This is a genomic window from Streptococcus cristatus (genome assembly GCF_008369405.1).
In the GTDB taxonomy this organism is placed as follows: domain Bacteria; phylum Bacillota; class Bacilli; order Lactobacillales; family Streptococcaceae; genus Streptococcus; species Streptococcus cristatus_G.
Genome location: NZ_VSJJ01000001.1, coordinates 426,333 through 451,637 on the forward strand (window position 1 = coordinate 426,333; position 25,305 = coordinate 451,637).

The window sequence follows — 25,305 nt, forward strand, 5'->3', positions numbered from 1 at the left end:
TCAATTGTTTATTTTTCATGTAATTCATTAAGTCTCTTTTCCCCCACCTTCAACATCTCTTTCTCCACTTGATTCCATTCTCCAAATAGTAAATCATGAAGAACGGTTGCTGCTGAAGTTGTATCTTCTCCTGAATCATATACACAACTTCTATCTCGTTTGTAAATTTGAATTCTTTCAAAGATAGCTAGTTCTTCTAATTGTCGTGTATTATCAACCAGATGATTTACAATGAAATCATGATGTTCTTTTGGAGTTGCGCGTGCTTGATTTGGATTGATAGCATACAGTTCTTCGTATCGGATAAGAGTACTCAGATAGGACAGCTTAGGCTTTGTCGCAATCAAGGCCAATTGTACTACATATCCCTTATTTTTCAAGAGTTGTGCTGTTTTCTTTGGAACATCAATTGTTCGTAAAGTTCCCTCGATCAAAAGATTGTACCCCAAATGACTCAATTCTGTTACTAAAGACTCTACCATTTTCCCTGCAAAATCTTTAGTGTATTCTACACTATCTTTGCCATATTCTTGATGCAGTTCTATATAGCGTGGATGCTGAGAACGAAAACTATCACCATCGATGATAATGATATTACCTTGAAATTCCTTTTGCTTGATACGATGTATCACTGTCTTACCTGCTCCGCTTTGCCCACCAAGTAAGATAGCTTTCGGTTTATCTGGAATCGTCTTTCCTCGGGTTAAGGCCCTAATGGTTCGCTGTAAGACCTTCTGAAAGTCAGTCTCACTAAATTCTTCCAATCTCATTAGGCTACCACCCGATTTTCAGATATCTCTAACATGCGTTCAATTCCATCCAAATAGCCGCTATATCTCTCTATTTCATCAAAAGTTTCTACTAAATAGATATTCGTATGAATTAAGTCAGATAGATCATCACTCATTAAAATCCAAGGATTAGATTCATCATCAATGCTAATTCCCTGACTATCTTGATAACGATAGAGTCGAGATAATAGATTAGCACCTCTTTCTTTCACAATTTCAATTTTTAAAGTCAATTCATAATCTTCAACAGGATTGAGCATTTTATCTTCTCCTACAATATCGACATAAGATACATTAAACTTCTGACAAATGATGTCTATTAATTCGGTAGAGACTGAACTCGTTCCATTTTCATAACGACTCAGACTATTTCGTGAAATACCTACAATCCGTGCAAATTCGTGTTGTGTTAAGTCATGTGTTTTACGTAAGGATTTTATGTTTTTTCCAATCATGGCAAACTCCTTTTATTTGATACCACCATTATAACATTTAGAAAAAACAAATGCACCATTTTTGGTGCATTTTTGGTGCGTTATTGATTGTTTTTCCTAAATCTCTCTAAATTCTTCTCCAATTGTTCCTTATGAAGTTGATTCTTAGCTTCTTTTAATGTGTCGTCCAAAGTTTCTTCTCTGTAAGTTGCTTCTGTTTTTAGTTGTTCTGATCCTTGATCTGGAGTGAAAATGATATCTAACAGTCGGTCTATTTTTTCAAGATCTTGGACAGACATATCAGATAGTCTATGAATTAGCTTCTTAAATACATCACTATTGTCTTGGTTTTTCTTAAAAAATGTTGTAAACATCTATAACCTCTCAAAAAAAGCAGCCTATCAGGACTGCTTAGTGTAATTCCGAAATCGCATCATAAATGGACTGCAATTTCTTATTGTCTTTATTCTTTGTGTCAATCAACGTATGTAGCTCTTCAATTTTCTTTTGACTACTTTGAATATCACTATTGTTATCCGCAATCAGTCTTTTAAGATGTTGCTGATAACTTGTAGTGATATCTGTCTCTTTTCCTGTTCTAACCTCTGTAACTTTGGGTTTAGAACTAGAATTTGATTCCGTCACAGGTGCTTGTTTGCGCTTTTGAAAAGCTTCTTCATAATTCACATCATTACCTCCTTGATGATTTCCAAATAAGGCCGCAATTTTATCTGGATCTTCTTGATTTTCTGATTTACTTTCTAATGGTTGATTAAAATTCCAATCTTTTGTCATTCACTCATTTCATCCTTTCTAAATTCAGAATCATCGAATTGTCTTTCTTTACCAAAGGCATGGTCAAGAGCTTCTTCAAAACTCATGTGACTGATGCTTTGACGCCTTTTGAACGTCGCAAACATCGCTGTCTCCAGTTGTTCTTTGTAAGCAGCGAGTTTTTCTGTCTCTCTTGCTACCTTACTTTCTTGCCTAGTGACCTTTTCTTCTAAGCGTTCAATAATGGTCATATACGATCCTCCTTCTTTCTAATAATAGCTAAAACATCTTGATTTTGTTATCACAGTTCTAAACATTGAGATAATTGTCTTACTGGTGGATTTCCAAATGTCTCTTTTACAGTTTCAAGCTTAAATTGAAAATCTGATTTCTTTTCTCTAAGAATATCGTTCCAGTCTATTTTTTCTTTCTCAGATTCATTATTAGGTAAATCCAGTAAAACAGGAAATCCTGATTGAGATAACTTATCAGAAAAATCTTTACCTGCATCATCACAATCTACCGCAAGTGTCAATAAATCAGGATGATTATCGAAATAGGTGCTGGTATCACGAATTGTATTGATCAAATGCAATAACTTTGAAGGTGTTACTGTATCTAAAAATTCCAACTTCTGATTTTCTTCAGCTATTAGTCGTAAAGTTTGATAAGCAACAACAGACCTTTTTAATCCTTCCATAGATACCAAACGAACATCAGTTAGACTTTGTTGATGAAGTTCGTAATAGCTCATCAAGTCGATGAACGATTCACAAAAGACCAGTCTATTTGGTTTACCAATGTCAAAGGATATTCCAACATGTCCATGGCTTCCTTTTAGAATCGTTTTTAACCTTTCTCTAGGAAGAGAGTGATTCTTATAAATTCCTTGTAAGCTTGCTGCCTGCAGCTTGTGACGATGATCAAAGCTTTTAAAAACAATAACAGGTTCAACTGTTTCATTTGTTTTCCAGCTGGCTTGTGCTATCAAACCTTGTTGTATCATCTTTTGTATGATTTCTTCTGAGATTCCTCTACATTCTGTTAAGTAATATCTAGTCAGACTGCAGTTAGAATCTTCTACTCTCTTTAAAGGATAATAAAATGGTCTCTCTCTTTTTTCTTGAACAGCTTCTTTTTGAAAAGGTTCTTCAGAAAGAAAAACTAGAGCTTCTTTAAAGGAAATTCCCTTAACAAGTCGAACAAAATCAATGACATCACCTTGAATATCTCTTGAAAACCATTTAAAAGTATTGGTAGTTGAAAAAATCCGGAATGAATCGTGTTCAGGATGTTCATAGACACTGCTAGAAACTTGTTTAAAGGAGATACCCAAACGACTCGCTACATCAAGAATTGAAATTTGCTTACATTCTTCTATTTCCATGCAATATCATCATTTTGTCGTAGTATTTGGCAGTGATGGAACAGATGAGGATTCTTCCAAAGCTTTGGGAGTGGCCTTATCCAAATCATCTAACCCAGATTTCCAAACCTGTACTTGATTGACCAATAACTTACCTGGTAGTTTCGAATAAGACAACTTAACAGTTCTGGTTTCTGTCTGATTGGTCTTTGATTGGTTGGCATTCTTTAAATCAGATACATAGGTTACATTATAAGAGACCATGGCAATGGCTTGATTCGTAGTCTGATTGACAAAGATATCAGCTTTTTCAAAATGATAATCCAAAATATAGTCCTTATACACTTGATTCATGGCATCGTTTTGACTTGTCAATTCTTGAGAATAAGCCGATTCAGTCATATAAGGTTGAATACGTGTATTATTTTCTCCGAGCTTTTCTTTCGTATAGTACTGAGTCAAAAATTCTTTTACAGTATCCGATGACAAAATGCTGGCTTTATCTTCTGCTTGTTTATCCTCTACAAGTTTAGCTGCAGCCAATTCGATTTCTTTGCGACTTTGTTTAGCAGTCGAGTGTTGACCAGCAGTATATCCCATCATGAGAATAAAGCTAGTTGCAGCAACTGCTCCAACACTAATTAAGGCTTTAGTTTTGACTTTATTTAACATCTTAGACCTTCTTTCTATAAAAACTAGGTCAAGAATAACAAAAAGAACTTGTAAGTTTTATCACATCACAACGAAAGGTAATTCCTACATTTCTGGCGCAAAATCGTACAGTTCAGAGAAAAATATCAAAATTAGCTGTCTTCAGCTTATAATGTAACTATGAAATATTTAAAAGAAGAAAATTTGAGAAGAGCTCTTTCTCATATTGAACGACATAAACAAGCCATAAATACAAGTAATAACAGTGAGGATAATGATTTTCATAAATTATTACTCCAATTTAGCTATGAAGTATATGAAAGAATCAAGGCAAATAAAAAACCTTATCCAAATTTAGATTCAGATAAAGTCTTTTGACAATCTAAAAAGTTCACATTTTTTTCTTATTTATGGAGTTAATGAAGCGCCAACTGAATCCCAGAACCAACATCAGATTGATGAAAAGGAACACAGCCGTAAAACTAGTTAAACCATATTGTCTGATATCATCAAAATATAAAGTAGGTTCAGTAAAGAACAAATAAATTCCATAAACCTCCACGAAAATAAGAAAACTGACAAAACCAATCAGGAAAAGTCCACTGGCAATAAGAAAGAGTCTCCATAAAAGAATGAGAATTCCTCCAACTGCTAAAAAAATTACTGGGATAAGGAGTAAATCATTCATGACTTTCTCCTTTCTAGTCAATCAATTGACGATAATGGGTGGCAAGAGAGGAATCAAACTCTTCTAATTTTTGAACTAAGTCCAAATATTCCTCTTTCTCATGTTCTTCAAAGTCCACACCTCGATGATTCTGAAGAGCGATTTCCAATTGACTAGTAAGTTCTCGTATAGAAAAGCTGTAATCGCCTGTCACTTCCTCATAATGTTCCTTTAACTCCTTGTAGGCTTGGTATTCTTCAGGTGTTTGAAATCCCTGTACCAAAGCCTCTTCTAATTGATAATAGGTATCTTCCATCATAATCGTTACCTCGTTTCTTTCTATCTTTATTCTACCGCGCTTTTCTTTTCTTGTCCGCTATTTATATATATTTTTTAATCTAATTCAAAAGAAAGTTGTTCTTGCTTTTCTTTTCCTTTTTCGTGGAATTGTCGTAAGGCCTGATCAATAATATCTAAATCCGTTTCTGTTTCAATCAATGGCGCGAGTACATCGTATTCGGCCTTTTTAGTTTGATAGTCCTCTTCCTTTGGAAAATTTTTCTCAATCTCTACTTTAGCAATAGTCCATTTATCTTTTAATTCATCCAATAAGTTCTGAGTTTTCACTTGGTCCTCCTTAATGTGATCAATCGTATGTTGGAGCCTTTGAATCGTTCCCAAAGAAGAATACAAATCTAAACTGACAGAATACTGGTTTTCTCCTACAATCTTAACAGAGAAGGTTTCAGGAAGAGGTTGATTTGTTGGAAGACTAAGCATTTTAATGTCAAATCCTCGATAACTTGCTAGGGTACGGAATTCTTTGCTGTCAGATTGATTATGACGGATAAGACGGTGTAGGGATTCACCTGCTTCAGCTCGTTGCTCAAAAGCTTGCTTACCTACTGTCATAGAAAATGCTTGGTCTTTCGACATTTCAGACTGTTGAATGTCGCCTTCATACTTGCTTAATCGTTTCTCAAGAATGGGAATATTTTCTTCACAGTAAGAGATTGTATGACGATAGTGATCCTTGCTACGTTGAAAGGCGCGTCTTTGATTTTCTAATAGAGTTAGATCATTCTCTAGTTCCATCTTATATTTGAGATAAGGATTACCTGTTGCTAGTGCCTTAAAATCAGAAGCTGTCATGGTCTGCTCATCAATGTCTTCCGCAGCACGAATCGGCTCCTTAGAAGTCATAATCTGCTTAATATAACGGAGTTTGTTCTCCTGAGTTGCCCATAGATAATTATCAAATGAACCTTTGGTAATGTAGTGGTAAATATCCACTTCCTTGTTTTCATTTCCCTGTCGGATAATACGTCCATTACGTTGCTGAATGTCACTTGGTCTCCAAGGGACATCCAGATGGTGAACTGCTTTCATCTTGCTCTGAACATTTAAACCTGTTCCTCCTTTTTCAGTTGAAGCAAGGAGAATCCGCACCTCTCCTGCATTGACCTTTCGAGACAAGCTATTTTTCTTTTCATCACTATTGGCATCATGTACAAAGGCAATTTCCTTACTAGGGATTCCTCTATCAACTAATAAAGCCTTTATTTCAGAATAAACATCAAAGCCATTATCCTTTTTCTTAGGTGTGCCAATATCTGAAAAAATCATCTGAGTAGCCTTATTTTCAATTCCCTCACGATAAATTCTCTCAACATTATCCACTACCTGAAGCAGTTTATGATTGTCTGCTAGACTATAACTAGAGTCCAATAAACGCATATCAATTGCTAGTTTTCGCGCCTCACCCGTAATTTTTAACATGTTATCCTGGCTCGGATCAACTGTTCCACATTTGACAGCATCTGACCTCATAACTAATTCTTCTAAATAGAGTTTCTGGTTTTCAGTTAACTCACTCTCAATAGGGATAATATGAGCTTCTGGAACAGGTAAATCCAACATATCTTGTGTTTGAATGTCGGCTGTTTCTTTATAGATTTTCATCAACTCAGGTAGATTGACAAACTTTTTAAATCGTTTCTTAGGTTGGTACTTATCCCCTGTAGGAGCTAATTCCATAGAGTTTTGAATTTCTCCAAAAGCACCTACCCAAGAGTCAAAATAATCAACTTGATAGTGTTTTAAGATATCTGGTTGAATATAGTTCATCATAGTGTATAACTCACTAATAGAATTTGAAACAGGTGTTCCTGTCGCAAAGACAATATTTTTAAAATCATGTTCTTCCTGAATCTGTCGAACCTTCATTTCCATATCCACATTCTTCTTAGAAGTTGTATTGGTAATCCCTGCTACATTTCCAAGTCCAGTAATGGGACGTATATTTTTAAAGTGATGTGCTTCATCCACAAAGAGAAAATCAATTCCTAAGTTCTCAAAATCAATAAAACTATCACGATTAAAGCGTTGGAGTTCTTCCAATTGTTTCTCTAGACCACTTATTGATTGTTCTGCTTCTTTAACAGTATACTTATTTTCAGAATGTGTTTTAATCTCTCGTAGTTCATTAAGTTTATCCTCGATATAATTCATCTGTCTTTCTTTACTGACAGGGATCTTTTCAAATTGAGAATCCCCAATGACAATGGCATCGTAATCTCCTGTAATAATACGTGACACAAACTGTTTTCTTCTTGCCTTCACAAAATCTTTCTTAGTAGTCACAAAGACCTTTTTAGTAGGGAAAAATTTCATGATTTCTTGGCCAAATTGAGCAGATAAACTAGAGGGCACCACATACAAGGGCTTATGAACCATCCCCAACTCCTTTAATTTAAAGCCAGCACCAAGCATGGTCAAGGTCTTTCCTGAACCTACCTCATGAGCTAACAAGGCTCTTTTTTCTTCTACAATTCTTTGAATGGCATTCTCTTGATGAGGACGAAGACTGATGTTTTGTGCCAAGCCATCAATGACTAAATGGCTACCGTCATACTCTCGACTAACCGTTCGATTATAAAGACGATTATAACTTTCTTCAATGACTTGTTGAACTTCTGGATACCGTGAGACAAAGTCTTGAAAGAGTTCTTGTAAATGCTGCTCTTTTGCTCTTAGAACAGAGGTTTTTTCCAAATCTGTGATGGTCTTTTTCTTTTCCCCTTCCGTAACAGTCATAGTAATCGTCGGTTGGTTTGAATTAAGTAAATTCTCAAAAATCTTTCTTCCTGTATCATAACGTGAGCCACTGACTCCAAGACTACTATCTTTGGCACTTGGATAGCGATAAGCAAATGATGTTCTTAAATGAACCTGCCCATCGACAGGATTCACTTCAATGACTTGTTCAACATCAGGCGAAGACAATTCAAATTCACGATTGGTAAAACATTCAAAGGCAAATTTACCATAAACGGATTGAGGAATCCAACGTGACCCTATTTTAAACTCAATATCTGCCAGATGAATCCTTGGAGGGCGAACAGATTCTAACAAATCTAAAGCATGAGACCAGTCACATTCTTGATTGTTTTCCTCTACTAATAGTTGAACTACTTCTATCTTGTTGAGAATATCTCCTGACAAAAACTGGTTCTTAGAAAGATATTTTCTTTCCCCTCTTAAATAGCTTTCTGGATCCATTAAGATCTGGTCACCCAACTCATCTAAAATAGCTACTTGGCTATGTTCAGGGTAAATTGATACCATATAGTCTAAATCAACCCCTCTACCATCTGATAAACTGGAGTTTAAGGCATCTAAAGCCGTTGATACTCTTGTAATCACTCTCTCCGGCCTAACCAATGCTTTCTCAAAGGCTAAAGATTTTTTATATTTTACTTTCTGGTCTTTAGAATCAATATACTCATCTTCTAAACTAGCTAGTAGGGAATACTTGTCGTCACTATCAAATAAGTTCCGATTGACTGAAGCATTCAAGTATCCAAATTGACTTACAAAGCGGTCATAGTTATGATTGAGTTTACTAAGTAACACCTGAAATTCTGTCCGACTATAATCTTGATGACGTTGAATTTCAATTAAGGATTGATAGGTCTCTCTCAAATCAACCATGCCCTTAATGCGACTAATATCCTTATCCGATAAGGGACTTTCATAAAAGACAGTTTTTTTGAACAGTCCCTTATATTTCCCTCTTTTACTCGCTTCTTCTGACTTGTAAACATCTAGTGCTTCCTCATCTGTCAAATGAAGTTGCACGAATCGGTCTATTTTATGTTCAGACAAAGAACTGTCCCAAGCTTTAAAATCTCCCTTCTCATCTACATAATAACTAATTTCGTCTACTTTTGAACTTTTCCGAATGCCATGCGTATCTCGGTAATAAATTTGATTTCCCTCATATCCAAAAGAATAGAGCGCTAAGTCCTCACGTATACGACTTGGGATCGAATTATCCACTTCTTCTTGGATAAAAACAGGTGCTTTCAAAGAATTGTCAATTTGTTTAGGTGCTTCCACATTCTCGAATGCTTTCATTATATCAGTAGATAATGTTTCTGATACCCCCTTTACATTGAGGGTTCCTCCATTAAAATTACGTACTTCATATTCACCCAAAACTTGTGTGTTGTATTTCCCATCAAAATAAGGATTGATCCAGACACGCTTATCTTCCTCGAAGGGAATAGAGCCACTAAAGACAAGTTCCTCCTCATTAAGATTCTTTGCTTGATCCTTTTGAAAGAAGAGGAGATCTGTGGTCACTCGAGTACCTGCAATCGTTTTAAAAGCCGTATCCGGCAAACGAACACCTCCTAAAAAATGAGTGTTGGTTTTAATCTCTTGTAAGACATTATCTGTCCGCTTATCCATTGTCCCAATAGATGAGATAATCGACACTTGTCCTCCGTCTCTTACTAAATCAAGTGAGTGTTTGACAAAGTAATCATGAATCATATAAGGTTTATCATAGTTTTTATCGGCAATGCGAAAATTTCCAAAAGGAACATTCGTTAAGACTAAATCAAAACTATTATTTTGATAGGGAACTTCTTCAAATCCTCGCACTTCAATATGGGTATTGGGGTGGAGTTGTTTTGCGATTGCGCCTGTCACACTGTCTAATTCAACCCCATAGAGTTCTGATTTATCTCGTATACTTCTAGGCATAGCCGCAAAGAAGTTCCCAGTCCCCATAGAAGGATCTAATATCCTTCCTCCCTCAAAACCATCATCCAGTAATTTTTGCCAAATCTGGTGAATGATCATTGGGTCTGTATAATAGGCTGTAAGAGAACTTTGTTTCATGGTCGAGTATTCTGATTTACTTACTAAACTCTTAAGAGTTAAACGTTCTGTTTCATACTTAGGATTGAGTTCATCGAAAAATTCATTGGCAAGACCACCCCAGCCGACATACTTGGCTAGTAGCTCTTGTTCTTCTGGATTCGCTTGTCGTCCCTCTTTTTCTAATCTTTTAACAAGTTCAATTGCGGCGATATTCGTTTCAATCTTTTCTCGATTTGTCTTAGGATAAAAGTTCTCTAAATCATCTGGAAAAACAAAATCTTGAACAGGAATATCCAACTCTTCTATACTTGAAATAAGTGGTGTTGATTCTGTTTCATTATCCTTTTCCTTTTCTTCTTCCAGATAGGAATACAAATCTATTTCCTGACTTTCACTTGATGAATCCATCTCAATCTCTGAATCTTCTTTTTCAAGTTCTACATGAGACAATACTTGTTCAATCTCTTCTAAACTGTTCAAGTATAAGATAGGTTTTTCTTCAAATAACTGGTTGGAATCATTGAATAGCTCTAGGCGAACTAAGCCATTTAACTGTGCATTTTCAATTGAAACCAACTGAAATACTTGTCCTTTATAACTTACTTGTGAACCAATCGGATATACCCTCAAAGCTTCTTCTACAATTTTATCTACTTTAGATAGGGAATGAACTTCCACATTTTCTTCTACCTGGTCAATATTATCTAAAGGTAAGACTGCTTCCTCTACTTGCTTAGACTTTTCTCTTATAGCCTTTACTTCATCAAAATAAGTAATAATTTTCAGCTTTTGTGTCAGTGGGAGTTGTGTGTAGTTTTCTTCATGATGGACAAGATCCGTAACGATATCTAAAGTAGCCATCAATTCTGAACCCAAATAGGCTAGAACATCTCCTTCTTTTTCTTCAAAATGAATCTCAAGAACTTCTTTTTTTAGTTCTTTGGAATCAACCATTAGAAGAAACTCCTCTATATCTCTACTAATACGGTCAGATAGATTATTCGCAACTCGATAGACATTGACTAAATTGACATCCTGATTCTGATGAAATACAAGCTCACTTAATGGTTCTAACTTCTCTTTTTCAGATTGGATGTAAAATCGAGTGGAAAGGTTATAGATTGCGACTTCTAGCACCAAGTATTTCTCCCAACTACTTAATTGAGATAATTTACTTAGACCTGCTTGTCCAAAATTTCTTGTATAACTTTCTAAATCTTGGTCATTATTTTCAGAACTTGCCTCTAAGAAAGAAACAATATCTTGATGAAACGAATAGACATGAGGTATCTCTTCTATTTTGCCTTCTTCAGCAAAAAAACTCTCTACCAAATCCTGCCATTTCTCATCAAAATGTTGCGCTTGATAACGAAGAAATAAGTCCATTTTCTCTCTATCTTTTGGAATTGTTCCACGAAACATAGCCAATAATTGTATTACTTCCATACTCGCTCCTTTCATCTATACGAAAATAGGAGAATCACATGATTCCCCTACAACTCTATCTCCATTTCAACCTCTTGAGGACTGATTTCTAAATCACTAGATAAAAGAGAAACGGCATCCGTTCTCATGTAGTAAGTATATAAGTCTTCTAGGTCTTGTTGGTTTTCAATCCCTGTTTCAATACTAATCAGAGCCTGTATAAATTCCTTGTAGTGACTCTCCATCATATCTGAAATCTTTTGTTTCATTTCCATAAATACTGAGGACGGTTCAGTGATACTTGTTTGGTCTATGTCTTGTAAATCCTTTTCTAAGGGATTGGTTCCTTCTTCTATTTCCACTAAATCTGAACGCCCATCACCATCAGAATCTGCGCTAAGAGGATTGGTTCCTAGCGCCAATTCTTGAGCATCAGTTAGTCCATCTTGATCCGAATCACGTTGATAAATGGCTTCCATATACTTCCTTCTTTCCTAGTTAATCTTTTTTCACTCCAATCCTACCAAATATTCCTTGAAAGAAGTATCACAACAAAAAAGAGAACGAGCCAAAACTGCGTTCTCTTAAAAATGATAAAACATTACTATTAAAATAGATTACATGTAAAACTCTAAGCAGGCAGAGCCTGCTAACTCATGACAGAAAAAGATGTTTAGCCTATAATAAAGGTGAACAATACCAATACGTGATCTTTAATAGGGCTTTTCCTAGCCTGTATGTCAAACTGGTTGAACAAGAGTCATGAGATGACTCGAATATGCCTTGAGCATGAAAATATCTTACTAGTAGCCTCTTGTTCTATTGTTCAAATAGTTAACAGGAGGTTTTTATAATGGAAGTCATGATTGAAACGTGTTTGTATTCTTTTGAATCAGTAACTACTCCAATTTATCTATCTCTAAATATATAAAATCCCTTTGTAATACTATAAAAAATAACTAACAAAGAAATAACTATAAGACTCGGTTGCCAAAAACCCGATATATCTACTACACTTTGGCCTAAAAGTTGGCCAATAAAGCTAACTAAAATTAAAATAATTAAATTGAAAATTACTGATACTAATAAAATTAACACCGAATGTATTATTGCCTCGCCTATACGTATTTTAAAAAGTTGTGATCTTGACACTCCCAGTGTCTTTAACTGTTTAATGTCTTCAATATCTTTATTAGAAGATAAAATTGTAAGAGAAATAGAACTAGTAATAATCAGAATAATTGGAGCAGACAGATAAGCAATAAAGGAAGCTCTTGCTTCGAGTACACCGTTTGCTGTATTCATGAATGAATACATATTTTGGGTGTAAAGAATAAACCCAGAAATGAGAGTTACTCCCATGCTCATTGAAGTTTGTATACTTTTCAAATAACTAGGATTGGATAGTAGATTCCAAAAGCCTGTATTGATTACATAATTTTCAGTTGGAAATATCCTCATAAAAAGTTTTATTAGAAACACTTGAATTGATGGAGATAGTGATTGAATAATAAGGATGTGAATAATTAATAAAAATAATATTATGCTTGACTGTGTTGCAATTATTTCTTTATTTCTACTAAAACTTGCTGAAACAATCAAACCTATACATAGTAACCATAGGATTAAACGAACAGAGATGTTAATAAATCCAGTTACTGTAACTTTTCTTTTTTTCTTTTTTGGTTTTAATATTGATGATATTTTAAGTATTCGACTTGAATAAAAGTAAGCCCCTATCCCGACAATTGTTGGGACTATAAAAACACTCAATAAAATTGATTGAATGTTGGCTGTAATAACTAAATCAGGTAACTCATCTCTTCCTAATAAATTTTGTAAAAATTTGTAGTAACTATCTGTCACAAAAAATGAAAGTATTGTACCAATACTACTAACAATCACTGCCATTAAATAAAACTGTCCAGATACTAGTAAAGATAGTTGAGTTCTGCTTGCGCCTAAGATGGCCCATAATTGGTAATCCTTTTTAAAGATATCTATTAGCAGCCTTATATTATTTGAAATAAGGAAAAATAAAGTAGTCCCTCCAAAAATTATTAGCATTTGAAAAAGTTGTGAAGCGTTAATATTAGCAGTATTTATTGAACTAGCAATACCAAATAAAGATGTTCCAACAATCAGGCTAGATACAAATAGTAATGGTATTGTTCCTAACCATTGTCTTTTTGAGTACTGAAATTGGTAAATGATTAATTTTAGCATAATAAATCCTCCTCAAATTAATCTTTACTACTTTCAAGTGCTTGGTAGAGCTCATCAGCTGAAGGTTTAATAATTTGTTGAGATATTTTTCCGTCTTTTAAAATGAGTGCTCTGTCAGTTTTTGAAGCCAACTCAATATCATGAGTGACCATAAACACACATTTTCCTTGACTCGCTAAATTACGAAGTGTTTCAAAAATAAGTTTTCTTGAGACGCTGTCCAGAGCTCCTGTTGGCTCATCAGCAAAAATAATTTTACTATCAGCTATTATTGCACGAGTAATAGCCACTTTTTGCTGTTCTCCACCTGATAAGGTAGCAACTAATGATGATAGTTCTGCTTTAAAATTCAAACTATCCAACATTTTTCTTACTTTATTGCTATCAACACTCTTTCCTGAGAGTCTCAGAGGAAGTGTAACATTTTCTAGTACAGGCAGAGCAGGTACCAGATTATAGTTTTGAAAAATAATTGCAATATCTTGCCTTCTAAATTTAGCAAGCTTCCCTTCTTTTAATGTATATGGATTTACACCATTGATAACAACTTCGCCACTTGTTGGTTCAGATAAACTGGATAAGCAACTTAGCAAAGTAGACTTTCCAGAACCACTGACACCAAGTATTGATACAAATTCCCCGTAATTGACAGATAAAGAAACATCTTTCAAAATAGAGACAGTTTTGTCTTGCCCTAACAAAAATTCTTTTGAAAGGTTTGAGACTTTAACAGCTACATTATTAACCATTATAAATCCTCCTGATTCCAGTGTCATCTTTGATTTAATTATACAAATTGGAATTCTATTAATATCAAGTAAGTAACTTATGAAACGTATTTTTAATGGATAAAATTTCTATTTCCTTTGGATCTCGAATAAAGGTTTTTAGCGAACTAAGAATTTTTTCTATTACAATAATAGTATCATAAATGAGGCTTGATTGAAAGCGTAAACATAGCTTTGTTAAGTGATACAACTATTCTATACAAAATTTAAACATAAAACTTAGGTATACTTAATAAATGAGAATTTAAGTTAGCTATAACTAAGATAGTAGCATATGTAAAACTCTAAGCAGGCAGAGCCTGCTAACTCATGACAGAAAAAGATGTTTAGCCTATAGTGCTGGCATTAAAAAATCCTCACACATCACGCAAGGAAATCGCTAAATAAAACAGGCTTTGACCATGTCGGGATTAATTGCAGCACATTCCAAGGATCCAGCTTTTTCTTTTTTTTTATAATCGAATTTCCCAAAGAGTAAGCAAGATGAAGGCCGTCATTGCTTATGCTCATAAGATTCTCAGAATCATTTACAAACTACTTTCTGCCAAGCATACTTATCAAAAAGAGAAGGGGCTAGGACTGAGGAAACAGTTCTAACGCCAAAACTAAAAAATTTCAATTACACGCTAGTACAGGAATTGATTTTTTACGCTTTCTTACTGTTTTTTTGCGTAAACAAAGTATAAATTTCTAATTATCTTTTTATATTTTCTTAAATGCTCGTAAAGCCTTATTCTATGTGCTTTCGAGTATTTTTACTGTAGGAAGATACTTCACGTTTCTTTGCATATTTCCTCATGTCTTAGCTGTCAGAAGTGGTAAATAAGTAGTAAATTCATTTGTACTACTAAGCAACAAGACGCTCCTGTTGCTTCTCTTTATTCAAGCGTTTCATTTCTGCCATTGCAGAATCGAATGTTGCATGTGCGTAATAGTTCAGCGTCATGGCTATATTAGCATGTCCCATAATGTACTGTAATGCCTTTGGATTCATTCCTGCATTTGCATAGTTGGTACAGAATGTATGTCGCAAACTATGTGGAGTGATGTGTGGCAATTTATCCTCGTTATACTTATTGTATTTCTTAACAAGACCTTTCATCATGCCGTTGTAATCACTTGCCACTTTTGGATAGTTCTTTCTATTAAGAAAGAGGAAATCACTATATCCATCAATCTCAACACGCTTATCATTCTTTCGATTCGCTAACACTCGCTTAAATGCTTGATAGGCTTCTTCAACCATAGGAACTTGACGTTCGCCACTTTTGGTCTTTGGTGTTTCAATGTAGTACCCAATTTCAGTATCTCTCAATAGCTGATGGTCTATATTGACAAGACGATTCTCAAAATCTAAATCTGGAAGTGTCAAACCACCAAACTCTGAAATACGAAGACCTGTTTTTAAGAGTATCAGAATTTCATCATAATTTTTGCTGTAGGTTTTATCAGCTTTTGCAAAGGCTAACAGTTTTTCTTCCTGTTCTTCTGTTAGTACGGTCTTAGGGACAGTATCATCATCAAGAACTGCTTTCAGTTGAAAGTCAAATGGATTCTTCCGAACACAATCATCTTGTATAGCAATATAGAATGAAGCCTTTAAAGAACGTTTGTAGTTATTGATGGTTTGATAAGCATAACCATTTTCACTCATTCTAATAGCCCATTCTTTAGCGTCTGATGGCTTAATACTGTCAATACTTCTTACACCTAACTTGTCTTTCTTCAAAATATCCATAAGATATTTGCGTCCAGTTTCAGTGTTTTTTCTAACCTTTGGTCTTTGAGCGTTCTGTTTTGCGTAAAGCTGGCAGAGTGTCATTTTCTTTCCTACAACATCAATACCATCATGAATGTCTTTCTGTAACTCTGCGATTTTCTCTCTAAGTGAGATACAATCACGCTTTCCTGCTGGTACTCGGTCTGTAGCCACAAGTTTCCACGAGTAAACAAATTGCGGTTCTCCAAATGAATCTATATATTTGTATAAGTATCTTCCGTCTTTTCGTTGGCTCTCTCCAGTCTTTAAGATTCGACCTTTATTGTCACGTCTTTTTTCTGACATGGCATTTGCTCCTTTCCTTTATGGAAAGAGCCTTGATACGACTTAATACTATTTTATCATATACAAGACCCTTTGGCGACGCTAGATTGCGTCCAATGTATCTATAATTTTTTCAAATTGTTTTCGTTTAATCTGAATACGATTGCCATTCATAATCAGCCAATTTGCATTTTTATTTTCCTCTGCCAAGCGTCGTAGCTTGTTTTCGCCAATACGAAAATATTTTGACGCTTCTTCAATGGTTAGGGTATAACGTTCCCAAATAGGAATGTCAGTCTGCTTCATAAAATCCTCCTTTCCAAATCACTTATTTGGATTTCATAAAAGTTGTTTTACCAGCAATCGAACAGCTTTAGCAAAGCTCACGGGAGTTCCACCCCTGCATGGTTCTCATGTAGCCATACTCATTGCCTGCGACGGTTTTATCACGCTCGGACTATTGACTGTATGGGAGTATCATTATCACGATAAGAATGTCGTTGCAGGCAATCCTGCTAAAGATTGCTTCTCGGATCACTAACATGAATCGCTCGCTATCTTTATAAGATAGGTCATGGCGGTTAGTTCCGTTGGCTCTTTTCTTATCGAAACGTATTCGATTACTTTTATTCAGTTTTCAAAGAACAATGGCTCGTTAGCCTATCAAAACACATTGAAAGCTCAATATGCTTTGGTGGAATAACAAACCTCCCTGTTCGGGAAGCGTGGAATGGTTTAGCACGCTTCCACGAAAGGAGAGAGGATATTACTTAATTTCAAATGACAAAATCTTTGTAATCAGTCTGGTTTCCATTCTTCCACGTAAGACTTCATCAACGACCATACTTTGATTGCCATATTCATCTTTCATAAGTCGTAGGGAACGCTTCGTTATGTACCCTCTGTAATGATGTAGAATCTGGTTAATCGCTTCGGTATCGCCATCTGTTGCCTTTACAATGAGAGGAAAGGGAATCATAGGATATTGTGTTTTCATTCTTCAAATTCCTCCATAAACTTTTTAATTAAGGCTAGTCCACTGGTTCTATGCCGATAGACAGTAGAACGGTTCAATTTCAACAGGTCTGCAATTTCTGAATCGCTCATGTCCATAAAGTAAAACAGCAGTAGAATTTCACGTTTCTTGTCTGGCAACTCACGTAATGCTTCACTCAACAAATCATTTTCAACGCCTACTGATAACCCATTGAGTGTAAAAATCTGAAAGTCAGTTGAATAGTTATCTGTTGTCGCAAACTGGCTAACAAGATAATCGCCAACATCCGAAAAGGACACCTCACGCTTTGCAATCCTTGAAAGATAAAGCATATAATTCTTTCGCTCGTCTTCCATAGCACGTTTACAGATATAGTCAAACTGATTTTCTATTGTGGTCTGAAAAGAAGATGGTTTCATGTTTCTCACCCCCTTTCTGTCTAGGAAAGGAAGTGAGCCTTGCTCGTTTATCTCCTTTCACTCTTAGTCCCAATGTGAAAGGGGGATTTGTTGCATTACTGATAAATAAACTTTGTAAAAAAGTTCTGAATAGCCAAAAAAGCATATAAACAGATTTATTTCTCTGTTTACATGCTTCTGTTATTCTATCTATATGATTTATAAAACCACATTGGTGGACGTACTTATCTATTGCAGATAGACGACTTTTTTTGACAAGAACCCAATGTAAGGAAATTTATTGTATATGATGTACTTCATGGCGACGTTGACCTCCAACAAACCGCCATTTGGAAGTAATATACAATATTTTAACAGCGTAAATAGCACTACCATATAACGGTTTTTTTTATTGGCGTTTAGTAGTGCTTTTTATTAAATATAAACCTATAAACCATATAACACGTTTTTCTATACCTGTTTTTAATTCAGTAGGAACAATAAAATGTATAGAGGTGGTCTACTATGCGTAAAAAAGAAGATAAATATGATTTTAGAGCCTTTGGTTTAGCCATTAAAGAAGCTCGATTGAAACGAGGTTTAACTCGTGAACAAGTGGGAGCATTGATTGAAATTGACCCACGGTACTTAACTAATATTGAAAATAAAGGGCAACACCCCAGCATACAAGTTCTTTATGACCTTGTATCGTTACTTCATGTTTCCGTTGATGAATTTTTCTTACCTGCTAATAACTTGGTAAAAAGCACCCGACGATTACAGATAGAGAAATACATGGATAGCTTTACAGACAAAGAACTATCCTTAATGGAATCTTTAGCCAGCGGTATCAACGAAGCAAGAAACATCGAAGACTAATTAAAAGAATCCATACATAACGGAAAGAGCCGATAAAATGAGATTGTATTAATCTCATTTTATCGGCTCTGCGTCTTTGCGTCTGGCTCTGTAATCACAGTTACTTTGAACTGCTTTATTTCAATTAAATTTTCTTGTCTGCATTTCGGACAATAGAGGGGGAATTTTTTTAATTCAGTATCTTCCCTTATCTTTAATCGTGTTTTATTTCCACATACAGGACACAATATCCACTTGTAGTTTATAATAACTATCTCCTCCTTTACACTTTAATTCAAATCTTTATTAAAAAATATTTCATCTTATTTAACAAGAAACCATATTTATATAACAACATAAAATACACTAAGTTATTTTATTGAACATATATCGTACTTTATCTATCCGACTATTTGGACGACGGGGCTGGCAAACAGGTTCACCGGTAGTAACATGGTACCCTTTTAACTCTGTTAAACAAACACTACGTCCATTTGTAAAGAAAGTTAAATCACTACGATATTCTTGAATACACCGAGCAGGGATTTCTCCACTAAGAATGACCTCATTATTTTTCAATTGAGTGTCTACGATGTTCGCACAATATTTAGGAGCATCGTTGTATGCTCGTGAAAGATATTCCTGTGGCGCATAAATTTTAAAACTAAGATATGGCTCTAACAATTCTGTTCCAGCTTTTTTTAAGACTTGTTCCAATACAATAGGAGCAAGCATCCGAAAATCTGCTGGGGTACTAACAGGGCTATAGTATAAGCCATACTTAAAACAGATTTTACAGTCCGTCACATTCCAACCATACAATCCTTGTTCACAGCCATAGCGTATCCCCTCCATAACTGCATTTTGAAACGATTGATTTAAGTATCCAAGAGAAACCGAGCTCTCATACTGTACTCCGCTCCCTAATGGAAGCGGTGCTACAGATAGACCAATGGAAGCCCAGAAAGGATTCGGTGGAACTTCGATGTGAATGGTATACTCTGCTTTTTTTAACGGTCTTTCCATATAAATGACTGTAGGCTCTTTTATTTCTATCTCCACATGATACTTTTCTTGCAGCAGAGCACAAGTCACTTCCATTTGTACTTTCCCTAAGAAAGAAAGTATGATTTCATGTGTCGCAGAATCCACATAATATCGCAGAAGCGGGTCACTGTCGGAGATTTCTAAAAGTGCATCAAGTAACATTTCCCTTTGTTGAGGTTTGCTCGGTTCAACAGTCGTTTGCAGCAGAGGGAGGGGATTTTCAATTCTCTCTCTCTGTGGCAATAGCTTTGTATCTCCAAGAACACTATTTAACTTCAAAAACTCATTCTGCAAAATAACAATTTCCCCGGAATAAGCCTTATCGATTTTACATAATTCACCATTTATTGAAGTATACATTTCTGTAATTTTTATTTTTTCCTTTTCCGATATTCTAACCGAATCTCGCAAATGCAGTACGCCACTATAAAGACGTATATATGCAAGACGCTGTCTTTTTTCCGAATACTCAATTTTGAAAACTTTTCCGCAAAGTTCAGACTGACCTCGATGTGTTGATGAATAAAATTTATTCGTAATCACTTCTATAAGGTTATCAATCCCTATATTGTTTTTTGCACTTCCGTGATAAACAGGGAACAGGGAACAATTATGAAATCTTATGCTTTCCTCTTGTTCGAGTTCTAATGCTTCCAATAATTTCCCAGACGTATATTTCTCCAAAAGGTAATCATTTCCTTCTATTACCATATCCCATTGTTCAGATTCGGTAAAGTTCATTACACGCATATTAGGATGCAGTTCTACCTTCTGTTTGATTACAATTTCCGCAGAAAGTTTCTCTTTAATATCCTGATAAACCGTTGATAAATCAATTCCATTTTGGTCAATCTTATTGATAAAAAAGATTGTGGGAATACCTATTTTCCTAAGTGCATGAAACAATATACGAGTTTGTGCTTGTACGCCATCTTTTGCAGAAATCAGTAGAATTGCCCCATCTAATACTGATAATGAACGATATACTTCTGCTAAAAAATCCATATGTCCTGGCGTGTCTATGATGTTTATCTTAGTATTTTTCCACTGAAAAGAGGTTATCGCCGTCTGAATTGTAATTCCTCTCTGACGTTCTAAAAGCGTATTATCCGTTTTCGTTGTACCTCTGTCCACGCTTCCTAATTCTGTAATCGCTCCACTGTTATATAATAAGCTTTCTGTTAAGGTAGTTTTTCCCGCATCAACATGAGCTAAAACTCCAATATTAATAATTTTCATGTGATTTTCCTCCATTCAAAAGCCCAAAAGGGCATAAAAAGCATACAGATATTCTCCGGATACTTTAGAATCACATGATAAAGGTATTCTTAAACTGGGTACAAAAAACTAAGCCCTCCTAAAAAAGGACATCCAATTATTTGTTCCCACTATCAAATTGACAGTTTATTTAAGAATACCTTGCCGCATATTTATTAACTCCTTTTAAATAGATACTTAAATAATAGCACGTAAGAGCATATTTGTAAAGGAATCTCCAATTTTTTATCAAAGAGAGTACGTGATTACAAAATAGCTGTAATAATGTACCAATATTTGTTATTCTATAATCTTCCAATTACTCCCGTTCTTTTCAAGTACCAAATCAAATTGAGATACCTGCGTTGCTTTGGTCTGCTGGTCGATATACTCCACTGTCAGCGATACCGTGACTTGATTATCCTTACGATTGTGAATAGGATTTACCAGTTCTTGAAAGATGTACTCTTTTCCGATTGGTTTTAATATCCCGTCATTCACATAGTAGGAAAGTTCACTGGCTGTCGCTGTAGGATAGAGCTTGAAGAACGTCGTTAAAAACTCATTGATTTCATTGGTTGTAATGGAATCAACCGTCCCCTCACTTTCAATGGCTTTTGGTTTATAACTTGATTTCTTAGGTATGTTGGTAATGGTCGGATTCTTAACCAGTACCATATTTCCAGAACCATCTACATAGACACTCACTATATAAGCAGAGTGGACGGTCTTTGTATTTTCTCCCTCTGTAATGAGCTGGTCTACACTGTAGGTTACATTAAACTCATTGTCGCCAGTTGGCTCTACCGTCCATATCTGAAATCCTCTTACAGAAGACGATACAGGAATATCTTTGCGTACTGTATCAACATTGAGAGCTTGAAGTTCATCTGTCAGATAGCCTTTTAGACTTTCCATTCGATTATCAATGGACTTATCGGATTGCTCCCATGAATAGTAGACTTTCGCAAAGTTCTCTACAAAATTTTCTACATGATGAGTATCAACGTATTCCTTTTCTATGATAGTTGTTTCGTGAATAGTATGAGTATCTATAGCTGTAAAGTGCTTGAATATCGCAAAGCTGAAACTAAGCCCTAAAAGTACCCACAAGGCAATCACAACCTTTTTATGAGGATTGACCTTATAGTAGACACGAGGTTTCTTTTCCTTTGGTATCTGTTTTTCTTTATTCTGATTTTTTCTAAATTTCATCATTAAATCTTCCTTTCTCATTGTTTGATTCGTCCTGCTCCCACTAAATGCTGTTGCCAGTAGGGGCTTGTTAAGTCGGCATAACCGATTGGGTCGCCTGCATGAAACATACGGTTATTGCCAAGGTATATCCCAACATGAGTAATATAAGAGCCAGCGTTATAGGTAGAATGAAAGAAAACCAAATCGCCAGCTTGTGCTTCCGATAGTGGGATATGCTGGGTCACATCATATTGCTGTTGTGCGGTTCGTGGTAAGTTAATTCCAGCTTTTCCATACGTCCATTGTGTCAGTCCGCTACAATCAAAAGAAGTAGTCGGGGAAGCTCCACCGTAAACGTATCGCCAGCCCTCATATTTCAGTGCTTCGTCCATGATGGCTTGTACCGTATCATCATCAAACTCTGTTGTGACAAGATACTGCGTTACCAGTTGCACATAAAACATATTGCCATAGTTGTATCGCCAGCCCCCATTGATAGGTATGGCTATGGGATTGGGGTAAGACACTTTTTCGCCACCTGAATACTCTTTTGAGAAACTTTGAGCCAGTTCAAAGGTATATTTATTTCCACGATTAGCCACATACCCTAAGAAACCACCACCATAATTGTAGGACTGGATAACCGATTCTAAATCTACACTGAGCCTTTCGCTACTGGCTAATAATTCACTGAAATACTTCACACCTTGCTTAATGGATTCTTCTGTACTCAATGAATTAGGTGGAAGACCGAGGGATTCCGAGGACTGCATAACATCTTCCGCAGTACCGCCCGATTCCACCTGTATAATCGCAAGAAGTATGTTGACATATTCTTCAACGCCATATTCTTTGGCATATTTTTCTACCATAGGCTTATGAGCCAGCACTTCTGCGGAAACATTCACACCTCCATAATGAATATTGGAAATTCCGCTGTCCTGTTCATCTGAAAATAAAATGGCAACAAACAGAAGCAGTGAGAAGACCATCAAGAATAATCCAGAACCACCAATCACTAAAGTTTTCAACTTCATGGTTTCTTACCGACTTTCTTAATGGTGGCGGTTTTGATTGGTGGTCTACTTCTTGTATTTTGTAGTGGTACTCTTTGAACAGTAGACGGACGTTCTTTTGTGATTGGACGTTGTGAAGTTCTATCTGCTGTAGTGGTTGAAGTTGCTGGCTTTTGAACGGTTTTTTCTTGAACGGTATTGCCTTGGCGTTCCACTTTTGGACTTGAAAAATCGGACTTAACTGCTGGACGCTCTTGTTTGGCTTGTTGAGATTCCTTATATGAAGTCTGAATATTAGACTGTTTTGAGGTCTGTTCATCATGATATTGTTCTTGTCTTGTAGTCGGTCTTTCATGAACAGAAGAAGCAGGCTGTTTTTTCTGTTTGACCTGTTCCATTTCAGAGCGACGCTTCGCAATGGTTTTTCGCCTTTGTTCCTGCTGTTCCTTGCGTCCACTGGCTCTGTCCGCTTTGGTTTGAGAAATACTACTGGTTAAATCACGGACATTCTCTTTTACTTTGGATTTTCCTTGATATACTGCATATCTTGCATTGGTCGGCAAATCTTTAACCTGTTCTTTCAAACCACTAGCAGTGTCTACCATTCTGTCTTTGGTATCAGCTACTGTACCGATGGTTTGACCGATACGTTTTCCAAGTGTTGATTTTTCCTTTCCGTCTGGTCGGGAGTGATCTGCTTGTGTCCTTGCAGAACTCCCCGAACCCGACTGTCCTTTTTTACCTGTAACAATGGCAGACCCAGCCCCTAGAGTAGTCATGGAACGTCCAAGTTTCCGCTGTAGACGGTGCATGTGAGCGTGCATAAGCATACGAGGTTTTCTCATCACACGACTTCCCACACTTTGAGAATCGTTACTCTGTAGAGAAAACATACTCATTAAATCGCCCAGCTTGAAGTAGATTCCTGCAAAGGTCACAATCTGTAGAAAAGCAATCAAAAAGAACGGATAACCAGCCGATAAGGTATAGAGCATGGTTGAAATACTAAATGCTGTCGTAATAATCAATGTGATTCCAGCTCGTGTCAAAATGGTATTAAAGAGCTTTGTTATGGCTCGTTTTGACATACCATCAAATGATGGAATCATGCTTAAAATAAAGCTCACAGGCAGAAACATAGCATAGATGATAAAAAGTACCTGCGAGAAAATCATGATTCCTGTTAATAGGAATACAAATATGGAAATCCCAATATTGAAGACAAATAGGAAGAAGACTGTACCTAAACGGTTAATGGTCTTTGTAATGGTTAGATTGGTATTGCTTCTGTCTTCAATTTCTTCCGCAACAATTTTTTCTCTGTCTTCGCCATTGTTGGAATCTGGGCTGGTGGAGAGCAGGCTTTCCACACGGTCAATACCGATACTTTCAATGTCTGAACTGTTGTATTGAAGCAGTAGCCACGGTTGCTGAACCTGTATGGAAAACAGGCTATCTCTGATTAAGTCCACGCTGTCCTTGCCTTGACTATCGGAATGGGGCATGACAATCTTCGTGCCAAGTGATAAACTGGCATTACTGATGTCTGATGAAAAGTCATTGATTTTTTTAATGTAGTCGGGAGCGTAGGCAATAAAGGAAGCCGATAGGATAAACACCAGCACAAAATTCATAATGGCATGAATTGCCTTTGTGGTTTCTCTCTTTATCAGTCCCGTATAGGCAACATAAACCCCAAGAACCAAAATCAAGAGTAAGAGGAATCCAACATAGAAACCCTCTGTTGAAAATCCGTTTGCACTCACACCAGCTAAGGTCTGCATATTCTTACCAATGGAATCTGCTGTAGCGGAAATGAAGTCTAAGGAATAGGCTTCCTGTACTAAGTAACCTGTCGCATTGGAAACATACAAACTGATTGTCCAAATAAAATTGGTAATGGCATATAGTCCATACATGACCTGTTTTCCAATCCCGTCCGACCAGTTCCACGGAAGCCAGCCCCAGCTATTATCCACATAAAAATCCAGTTGATAGTTTTCAAGTGGGTATCGGCTGTATTCATTTGCCACATTGACCGTATCATCTACCAAGCCCGCAGCTTGAACCACCGTTCCCAGCATGGCTAAAAGAAAAATGGCAATCACAAGTGTGAAAGCCACTGTCATTGCCACTTTACCTAGACGTTTCAGCGTCCAGTTTGATTTTATTCTGTTTACTATTGATGGTTTCACAT

Annotated in this window: 24 protein-coding genes; 2 read left to right on the top strand and 22 right to left on the bottom strand. The window is 36.0% G+C overall.

The features are described from left to right. Positions 1–8: 8 nt before the first annotated feature. The 7 genes from pezT to FXF62_RS02300 form a co-directional block, all read right to left on the bottom strand. Positions 9–770, bottom strand: coding sequence for a type II toxin-antitoxin system toxin PezT (gene pezT, locus FXF62_RS02270; protein ID WP_149517500.1), 762 nt, complete (start codon positions 768–770; stop codon positions 9–11). Next, positions 770–1,246: a type II toxin-antitoxin system antitoxin PezA gene (pezA, locus tag FXF62_RS02275; RefSeq protein ID WP_048789090.1), complete on the bottom strand. Its 477-nt coding sequence runs from the start codon at positions 1,244–1,246 to the stop codon at positions 770–772. The genes pezT and pezA overlap by 1 nt, the downstream gene beginning before the upstream one ends. A gap of 80 nt (positions 1,247–1,326) precedes the next feature. Further along, positions 1,327–1,599 carry a hypothetical protein gene (locus FXF62_RS02280; RefSeq protein WP_048789091.1) on the bottom strand — a complete coding sequence of 91 codons (273 nt, stop codon included), beginning with the start codon at positions 1,597–1,599 and terminating at the stop codon, positions 1,327–1,329. Between the two features lie 37 nt (positions 1,600–1,636). Further along, a complete protein-coding gene (locus FXF62_RS02285; RefSeq protein WP_149517501.1) occupies positions 1,637–2,020 on the bottom strand; it encodes a DUF5945 family protein in 384 nt (127 codons plus the stop codon). Then, positions 2,017–2,250 (bottom strand): DUF5965 family protein, encoded by a 234-nt coding sequence (locus FXF62_RS02290; protein ID WP_000152419.1) that lies wholly within the window; start codon positions 2,248–2,250, stop codon positions 2,017–2,019. The genes FXF62_RS02285 and FXF62_RS02290 overlap by 4 nt, the downstream gene beginning before the upstream one ends. A 50-nt stretch (positions 2,251–2,300) precedes the next feature. Continuing rightward, the gene (locus FXF62_RS02295) at positions 2,301–3,386 is read right to left on the bottom strand and encodes a toprim domain-containing protein (RefSeq protein WP_149517502.1); all 1,086 of its coding nucleotides are present in this window, start codon (positions 3,384–3,386) and stop codon (positions 2,301–2,303) included. A 9-nt stretch (positions 3,387–3,395) separates the two neighbouring features. Further along, complete coding sequence (locus tag FXF62_RS02300) at positions 3,396–4,037, bottom strand: peptidylprolyl isomerase (RefSeq protein ID WP_149517503.1); 642 nt, start codon at positions 4,035–4,037, stop codon at positions 3,396–3,398. A 159-nt stretch (positions 4,038–4,196) separates the two neighbouring features. On the opposite strand from FXF62_RS02300, the gene FXF62_RS02305 reads away from it, so the two are divergent. Then, positions 4,197–4,394, top strand: coding sequence for a hypothetical protein (locus FXF62_RS02305; protein WP_149517504.1), 198 nt, complete (start codon positions 4,197–4,199; stop codon positions 4,392–4,394). Positions 4,395–4,407: 13 nt separating this feature from the next. On the opposite strand, the gene FXF62_RS02310 is transcribed toward FXF62_RS02305, so the two are convergent. From FXF62_RS02310 to FXF62_RS02360, 10 genes are all read right to left on the bottom strand, one after another. After that, complete coding sequence (locus tag FXF62_RS02310; RefSeq protein ID WP_149517505.1) at positions 4,408–4,704, bottom strand: DUF5966 family protein; 297 nt, start codon at positions 4,702–4,704, stop codon at positions 4,408–4,410. Positions 4,705–4,717: 13 nt separating this feature from the next. After that, positions 4,718–5,002 (bottom strand): DUF5962 family protein, encoded by a 285-nt coding sequence (locus FXF62_RS02315; protein WP_000969635.1) that lies wholly within the window; start codon positions 5,000–5,002, stop codon positions 4,718–4,720. A 74-nt stretch (positions 5,003–5,076) separates the two neighbouring features. After that, positions 5,077–11,301, bottom strand: a complete 6,225-nt coding sequence (locus FXF62_RS02320; RefSeq protein WP_187984210.1) for an SNF2-related protein — start codon at positions 11,299–11,301, stop codon at positions 5,077–5,079. Between the two features lie 47 nt (positions 11,302–11,348). Further along, positions 11,349–11,759, bottom strand: a complete 411-nt coding sequence (locus FXF62_RS02325; RefSeq protein WP_014713375.1) for a thrombospondin type 3 repeat-containing protein — start codon at positions 11,757–11,759, stop codon at positions 11,349–11,351. A gap of 430 nt (positions 11,760–12,189) precedes the next feature. Further along, positions 12,190–13,506, bottom strand: a complete 1,317-nt coding sequence (locus tag FXF62_RS02330; RefSeq protein WP_149517507.1) for a beta-carotene 15,15'-monooxygenase — start codon at positions 13,504–13,506, stop codon at positions 12,190–12,192. 17 nt (positions 13,507–13,523) lie between these two features. Beyond that, positions 13,524–14,255 carry an ABC transporter ATP-binding protein gene (locus tag FXF62_RS02335; RefSeq protein ID WP_149517508.1) on the bottom strand — a complete coding sequence of 244 codons (732 nt, stop codon included), beginning with the start codon at positions 14,253–14,255 and terminating at the stop codon, positions 13,524–13,526. An 886-nt stretch (positions 14,256–15,141) separates the two neighbouring features. After that, the gene (locus FXF62_RS02340) at positions 15,142–16,359 is read right to left on the bottom strand and encodes a tyrosine-type recombinase/integrase (RefSeq protein ID WP_001291561.1); all 1,218 of its coding nucleotides are present in this window, start codon (positions 16,357–16,359) and stop codon (positions 15,142–15,144) included. 81 nt (positions 16,360–16,440) lie between these two features. Continuing rightward, the gene (locus FXF62_RS02345) at positions 16,441–16,644 is read right to left on the bottom strand and encodes an excisionase (protein WP_000814511.1); all 204 of its coding nucleotides are present in this window, start codon (positions 16,642–16,644) and stop codon (positions 16,441–16,443) included. A gap of 460 nt (positions 16,645–17,104) precedes the next feature. Next, a complete protein-coding gene (locus FXF62_RS02355; protein WP_000857133.1) occupies positions 17,105–17,335 on the bottom strand; it encodes a helix-turn-helix domain-containing protein in 231 nt (76 codons plus the stop codon). Next, entirely contained in the window at positions 17,332–17,754 is a 423-nt protein-coding gene (locus FXF62_RS02360) for a sigma-70 family RNA polymerase sigma factor (RefSeq protein ID WP_000804885.1), read from the bottom strand. The genes FXF62_RS02355 and FXF62_RS02360 overlap by 4 nt, the downstream gene beginning before the upstream one ends. Positions 17,755–18,258: 504 nt before the next feature. Between FXF62_RS02360 and FXF62_RS02370 the strand changes: the two genes are divergently transcribed. After that, a complete protein-coding gene (locus tag FXF62_RS02370; protein WP_001227347.1) occupies positions 18,259–18,612 on the top strand; it encodes a helix-turn-helix transcriptional regulator in 354 nt (117 codons plus the stop codon). A gap of 59 nt (positions 18,613–18,671) precedes the next feature. Here the strand turns inward: FXF62_RS02370 and FXF62_RS02375 are convergent, their stop codons facing one another. The 5 genes from FXF62_RS02375 to FXF62_RS02395 form a co-directional block, all read right to left on the bottom strand. Then, a complete protein-coding gene (locus tag FXF62_RS02375; RefSeq protein WP_011058338.1) occupies positions 18,672–18,857 on the bottom strand; it encodes a cysteine-rich KTR domain-containing protein in 186 nt (61 codons plus the stop codon). A 100-nt stretch (positions 18,858–18,957) separates the two neighbouring features. Beyond that, positions 18,958–20,877 (bottom strand): tetracycline resistance ribosomal protection protein Tet(M), encoded by a 1,920-nt coding sequence (gene tet(M), locus FXF62_RS02380; protein ID WP_002414694.1) that lies wholly within the window; start codon positions 20,875–20,877, stop codon positions 18,958–18,960. 318 nt (positions 20,878–21,195) lie between these two features. Next, on the bottom strand, positions 21,196–22,131 hold the full coding sequence (locus FXF62_RS02385; RefSeq protein WP_001224320.1) for a conjugal transfer protein: 936 nt from the start codon (positions 22,129–22,131) through the stop codon (positions 21,196–21,198). Next, positions 22,128–23,129 carry a bifunctional lytic transglycosylase/C40 family peptidase gene (locus FXF62_RS02390; RefSeq protein ID WP_000769868.1) on the bottom strand — a complete coding sequence of 334 codons (1,002 nt, stop codon included), beginning with the start codon at positions 23,127–23,129 and terminating at the stop codon, positions 22,128–22,130. The genes FXF62_RS02385 and FXF62_RS02390 overlap by 4 nt, the downstream gene beginning before the upstream one ends. After that, positions 23,126–25,303, bottom strand: coding sequence for a CD3337/EF1877 family mobilome membrane protein (locus FXF62_RS02395; protein WP_000804748.1), 2,178 nt, complete (start codon positions 25,301–25,303; stop codon positions 23,126–23,128). Before FXF62_RS02395 ends, FXF62_RS02390 begins: the two co-directional genes overlap by 4 nt. Between the last annotated feature and the right edge of the window lie 2 nt (positions 25,304–25,305).

Excerpts from the sequence above, each read along its gene's own strand:
- pezT (WP_149517500.1), bottom strand. The coding sequence starts at position 770 with ATGAGATTGGAAGAATTTAGTGAGACTGACTTTCAGAAGGTCTTACAG.
- pezA (WP_048789090.1), bottom strand. The coding sequence starts at position 1,246 with ATGATTGGAAAAAACATAAAATCCTTACGTAAAACACATGACTTAACA.
- FXF62_RS02280 (WP_048789091.1), bottom strand. The coding sequence starts at position 1,599 with ATGTTTACAACATTTTTTAAGAAAAACCAAGACAATAGTGATGTATTT.
- FXF62_RS02285 (WP_149517501.1), bottom strand. The coding sequence starts at position 2,020 with ATGACAAAAGATTGGAATTTTAATCAACCATTAGAAAGTAAATCAGAA.
- FXF62_RS02290 (WP_000152419.1), bottom strand. The coding sequence starts at position 2,250 with ATGACCATTATTGAACGCTTAGAAGAAAAGGTCACTAGGCAAGAAAGT.
- FXF62_RS02295 (WP_149517502.1), bottom strand. The coding sequence starts at position 3,386 with ATGGAAATAGAAGAATGTAAGCAAATTTCAATTCTTGATGTAGCGAGT.
- FXF62_RS02300 (WP_149517503.1), bottom strand. The coding sequence starts at position 4,037 with ATGTTAAATAAAGTCAAAACTAAAGCCTTAATTAGTGTTGGAGCAGTT.
- FXF62_RS02305 (WP_149517504.1), top strand. The coding sequence starts at position 4,197 with ATGAAATATTTAAAAGAAGAAAATTTGAGAAGAGCTCTTTCTCATATT.
- FXF62_RS02310 (WP_149517505.1), bottom strand. The coding sequence starts at position 4,704 with ATGAATGATTTACTCCTTATCCCAGTAATTTTTTTAGCAGTTGGAGGA.
- FXF62_RS02315 (WP_000969635.1), bottom strand. The coding sequence starts at position 5,002 with ATGATGGAAGATACCTATTATCAATTAGAAGAGGCTTTGGTACAGGGA.
- FXF62_RS02320 (WP_187984210.1), bottom strand. The coding sequence starts at position 11,301 with ATGGAAGTAATACAATTATTGGCTATGTTTCGTGGAACAATTCCAAAA.
- FXF62_RS02325 (WP_014713375.1), bottom strand. The coding sequence starts at position 11,759 with ATGGAAGCCATTTATCAACGTGATTCGGATCAAGATGGACTAACTGAT.
- FXF62_RS02330 (WP_149517507.1), bottom strand. The coding sequence starts at position 13,506 with ATGCTAAAATTAATCATTTACCAATTTCAGTACTCAAAAAGACAATGG.
- FXF62_RS02335 (WP_149517508.1), bottom strand. The coding sequence starts at position 14,255 with ATGGTTAATAATGTAGCTGTTAAAGTCTCAAACCTTTCAAAAGAATTT.
- FXF62_RS02340 (WP_001291561.1), bottom strand. The coding sequence starts at position 16,359 with ATGTCAGAAAAAAGACGTGACAATAAAGGTCGAATCTTAAAGACTGGA.
- FXF62_RS02345 (WP_000814511.1), bottom strand. The coding sequence starts at position 16,644 with ATGAAGCAGACTGACATTCCTATTTGGGAACGTTATACCCTAACCATT.
- FXF62_RS02355 (WP_000857133.1), bottom strand. The coding sequence starts at position 17,335 with ATGAAAACACAATATCCTATGATTCCCTTTCCTCTCATTGTAAAGGCA.
- FXF62_RS02360 (WP_000804885.1), bottom strand. The coding sequence starts at position 17,754 with ATGAAACCATCTTCTTTTCAGACCACAATAGAAAATCAGTTTGACTAT.
- FXF62_RS02370 (WP_001227347.1), top strand. The coding sequence starts at position 18,259 with ATGCGTAAAAAAGAAGATAAATATGATTTTAGAGCCTTTGGTTTAGCC.
- FXF62_RS02385 (WP_001224320.1), bottom strand. The coding sequence starts at position 22,131 with ATGAGAAAGGAAGATTTAATGATGAAATTTAGAAAAAATCAGAATAAA.
- FXF62_RS02390 (WP_000769868.1), bottom strand. The coding sequence starts at position 23,129 with ATGAAGTTGAAAACTTTAGTGATTGGTGGTTCTGGATTATTCTTGATG.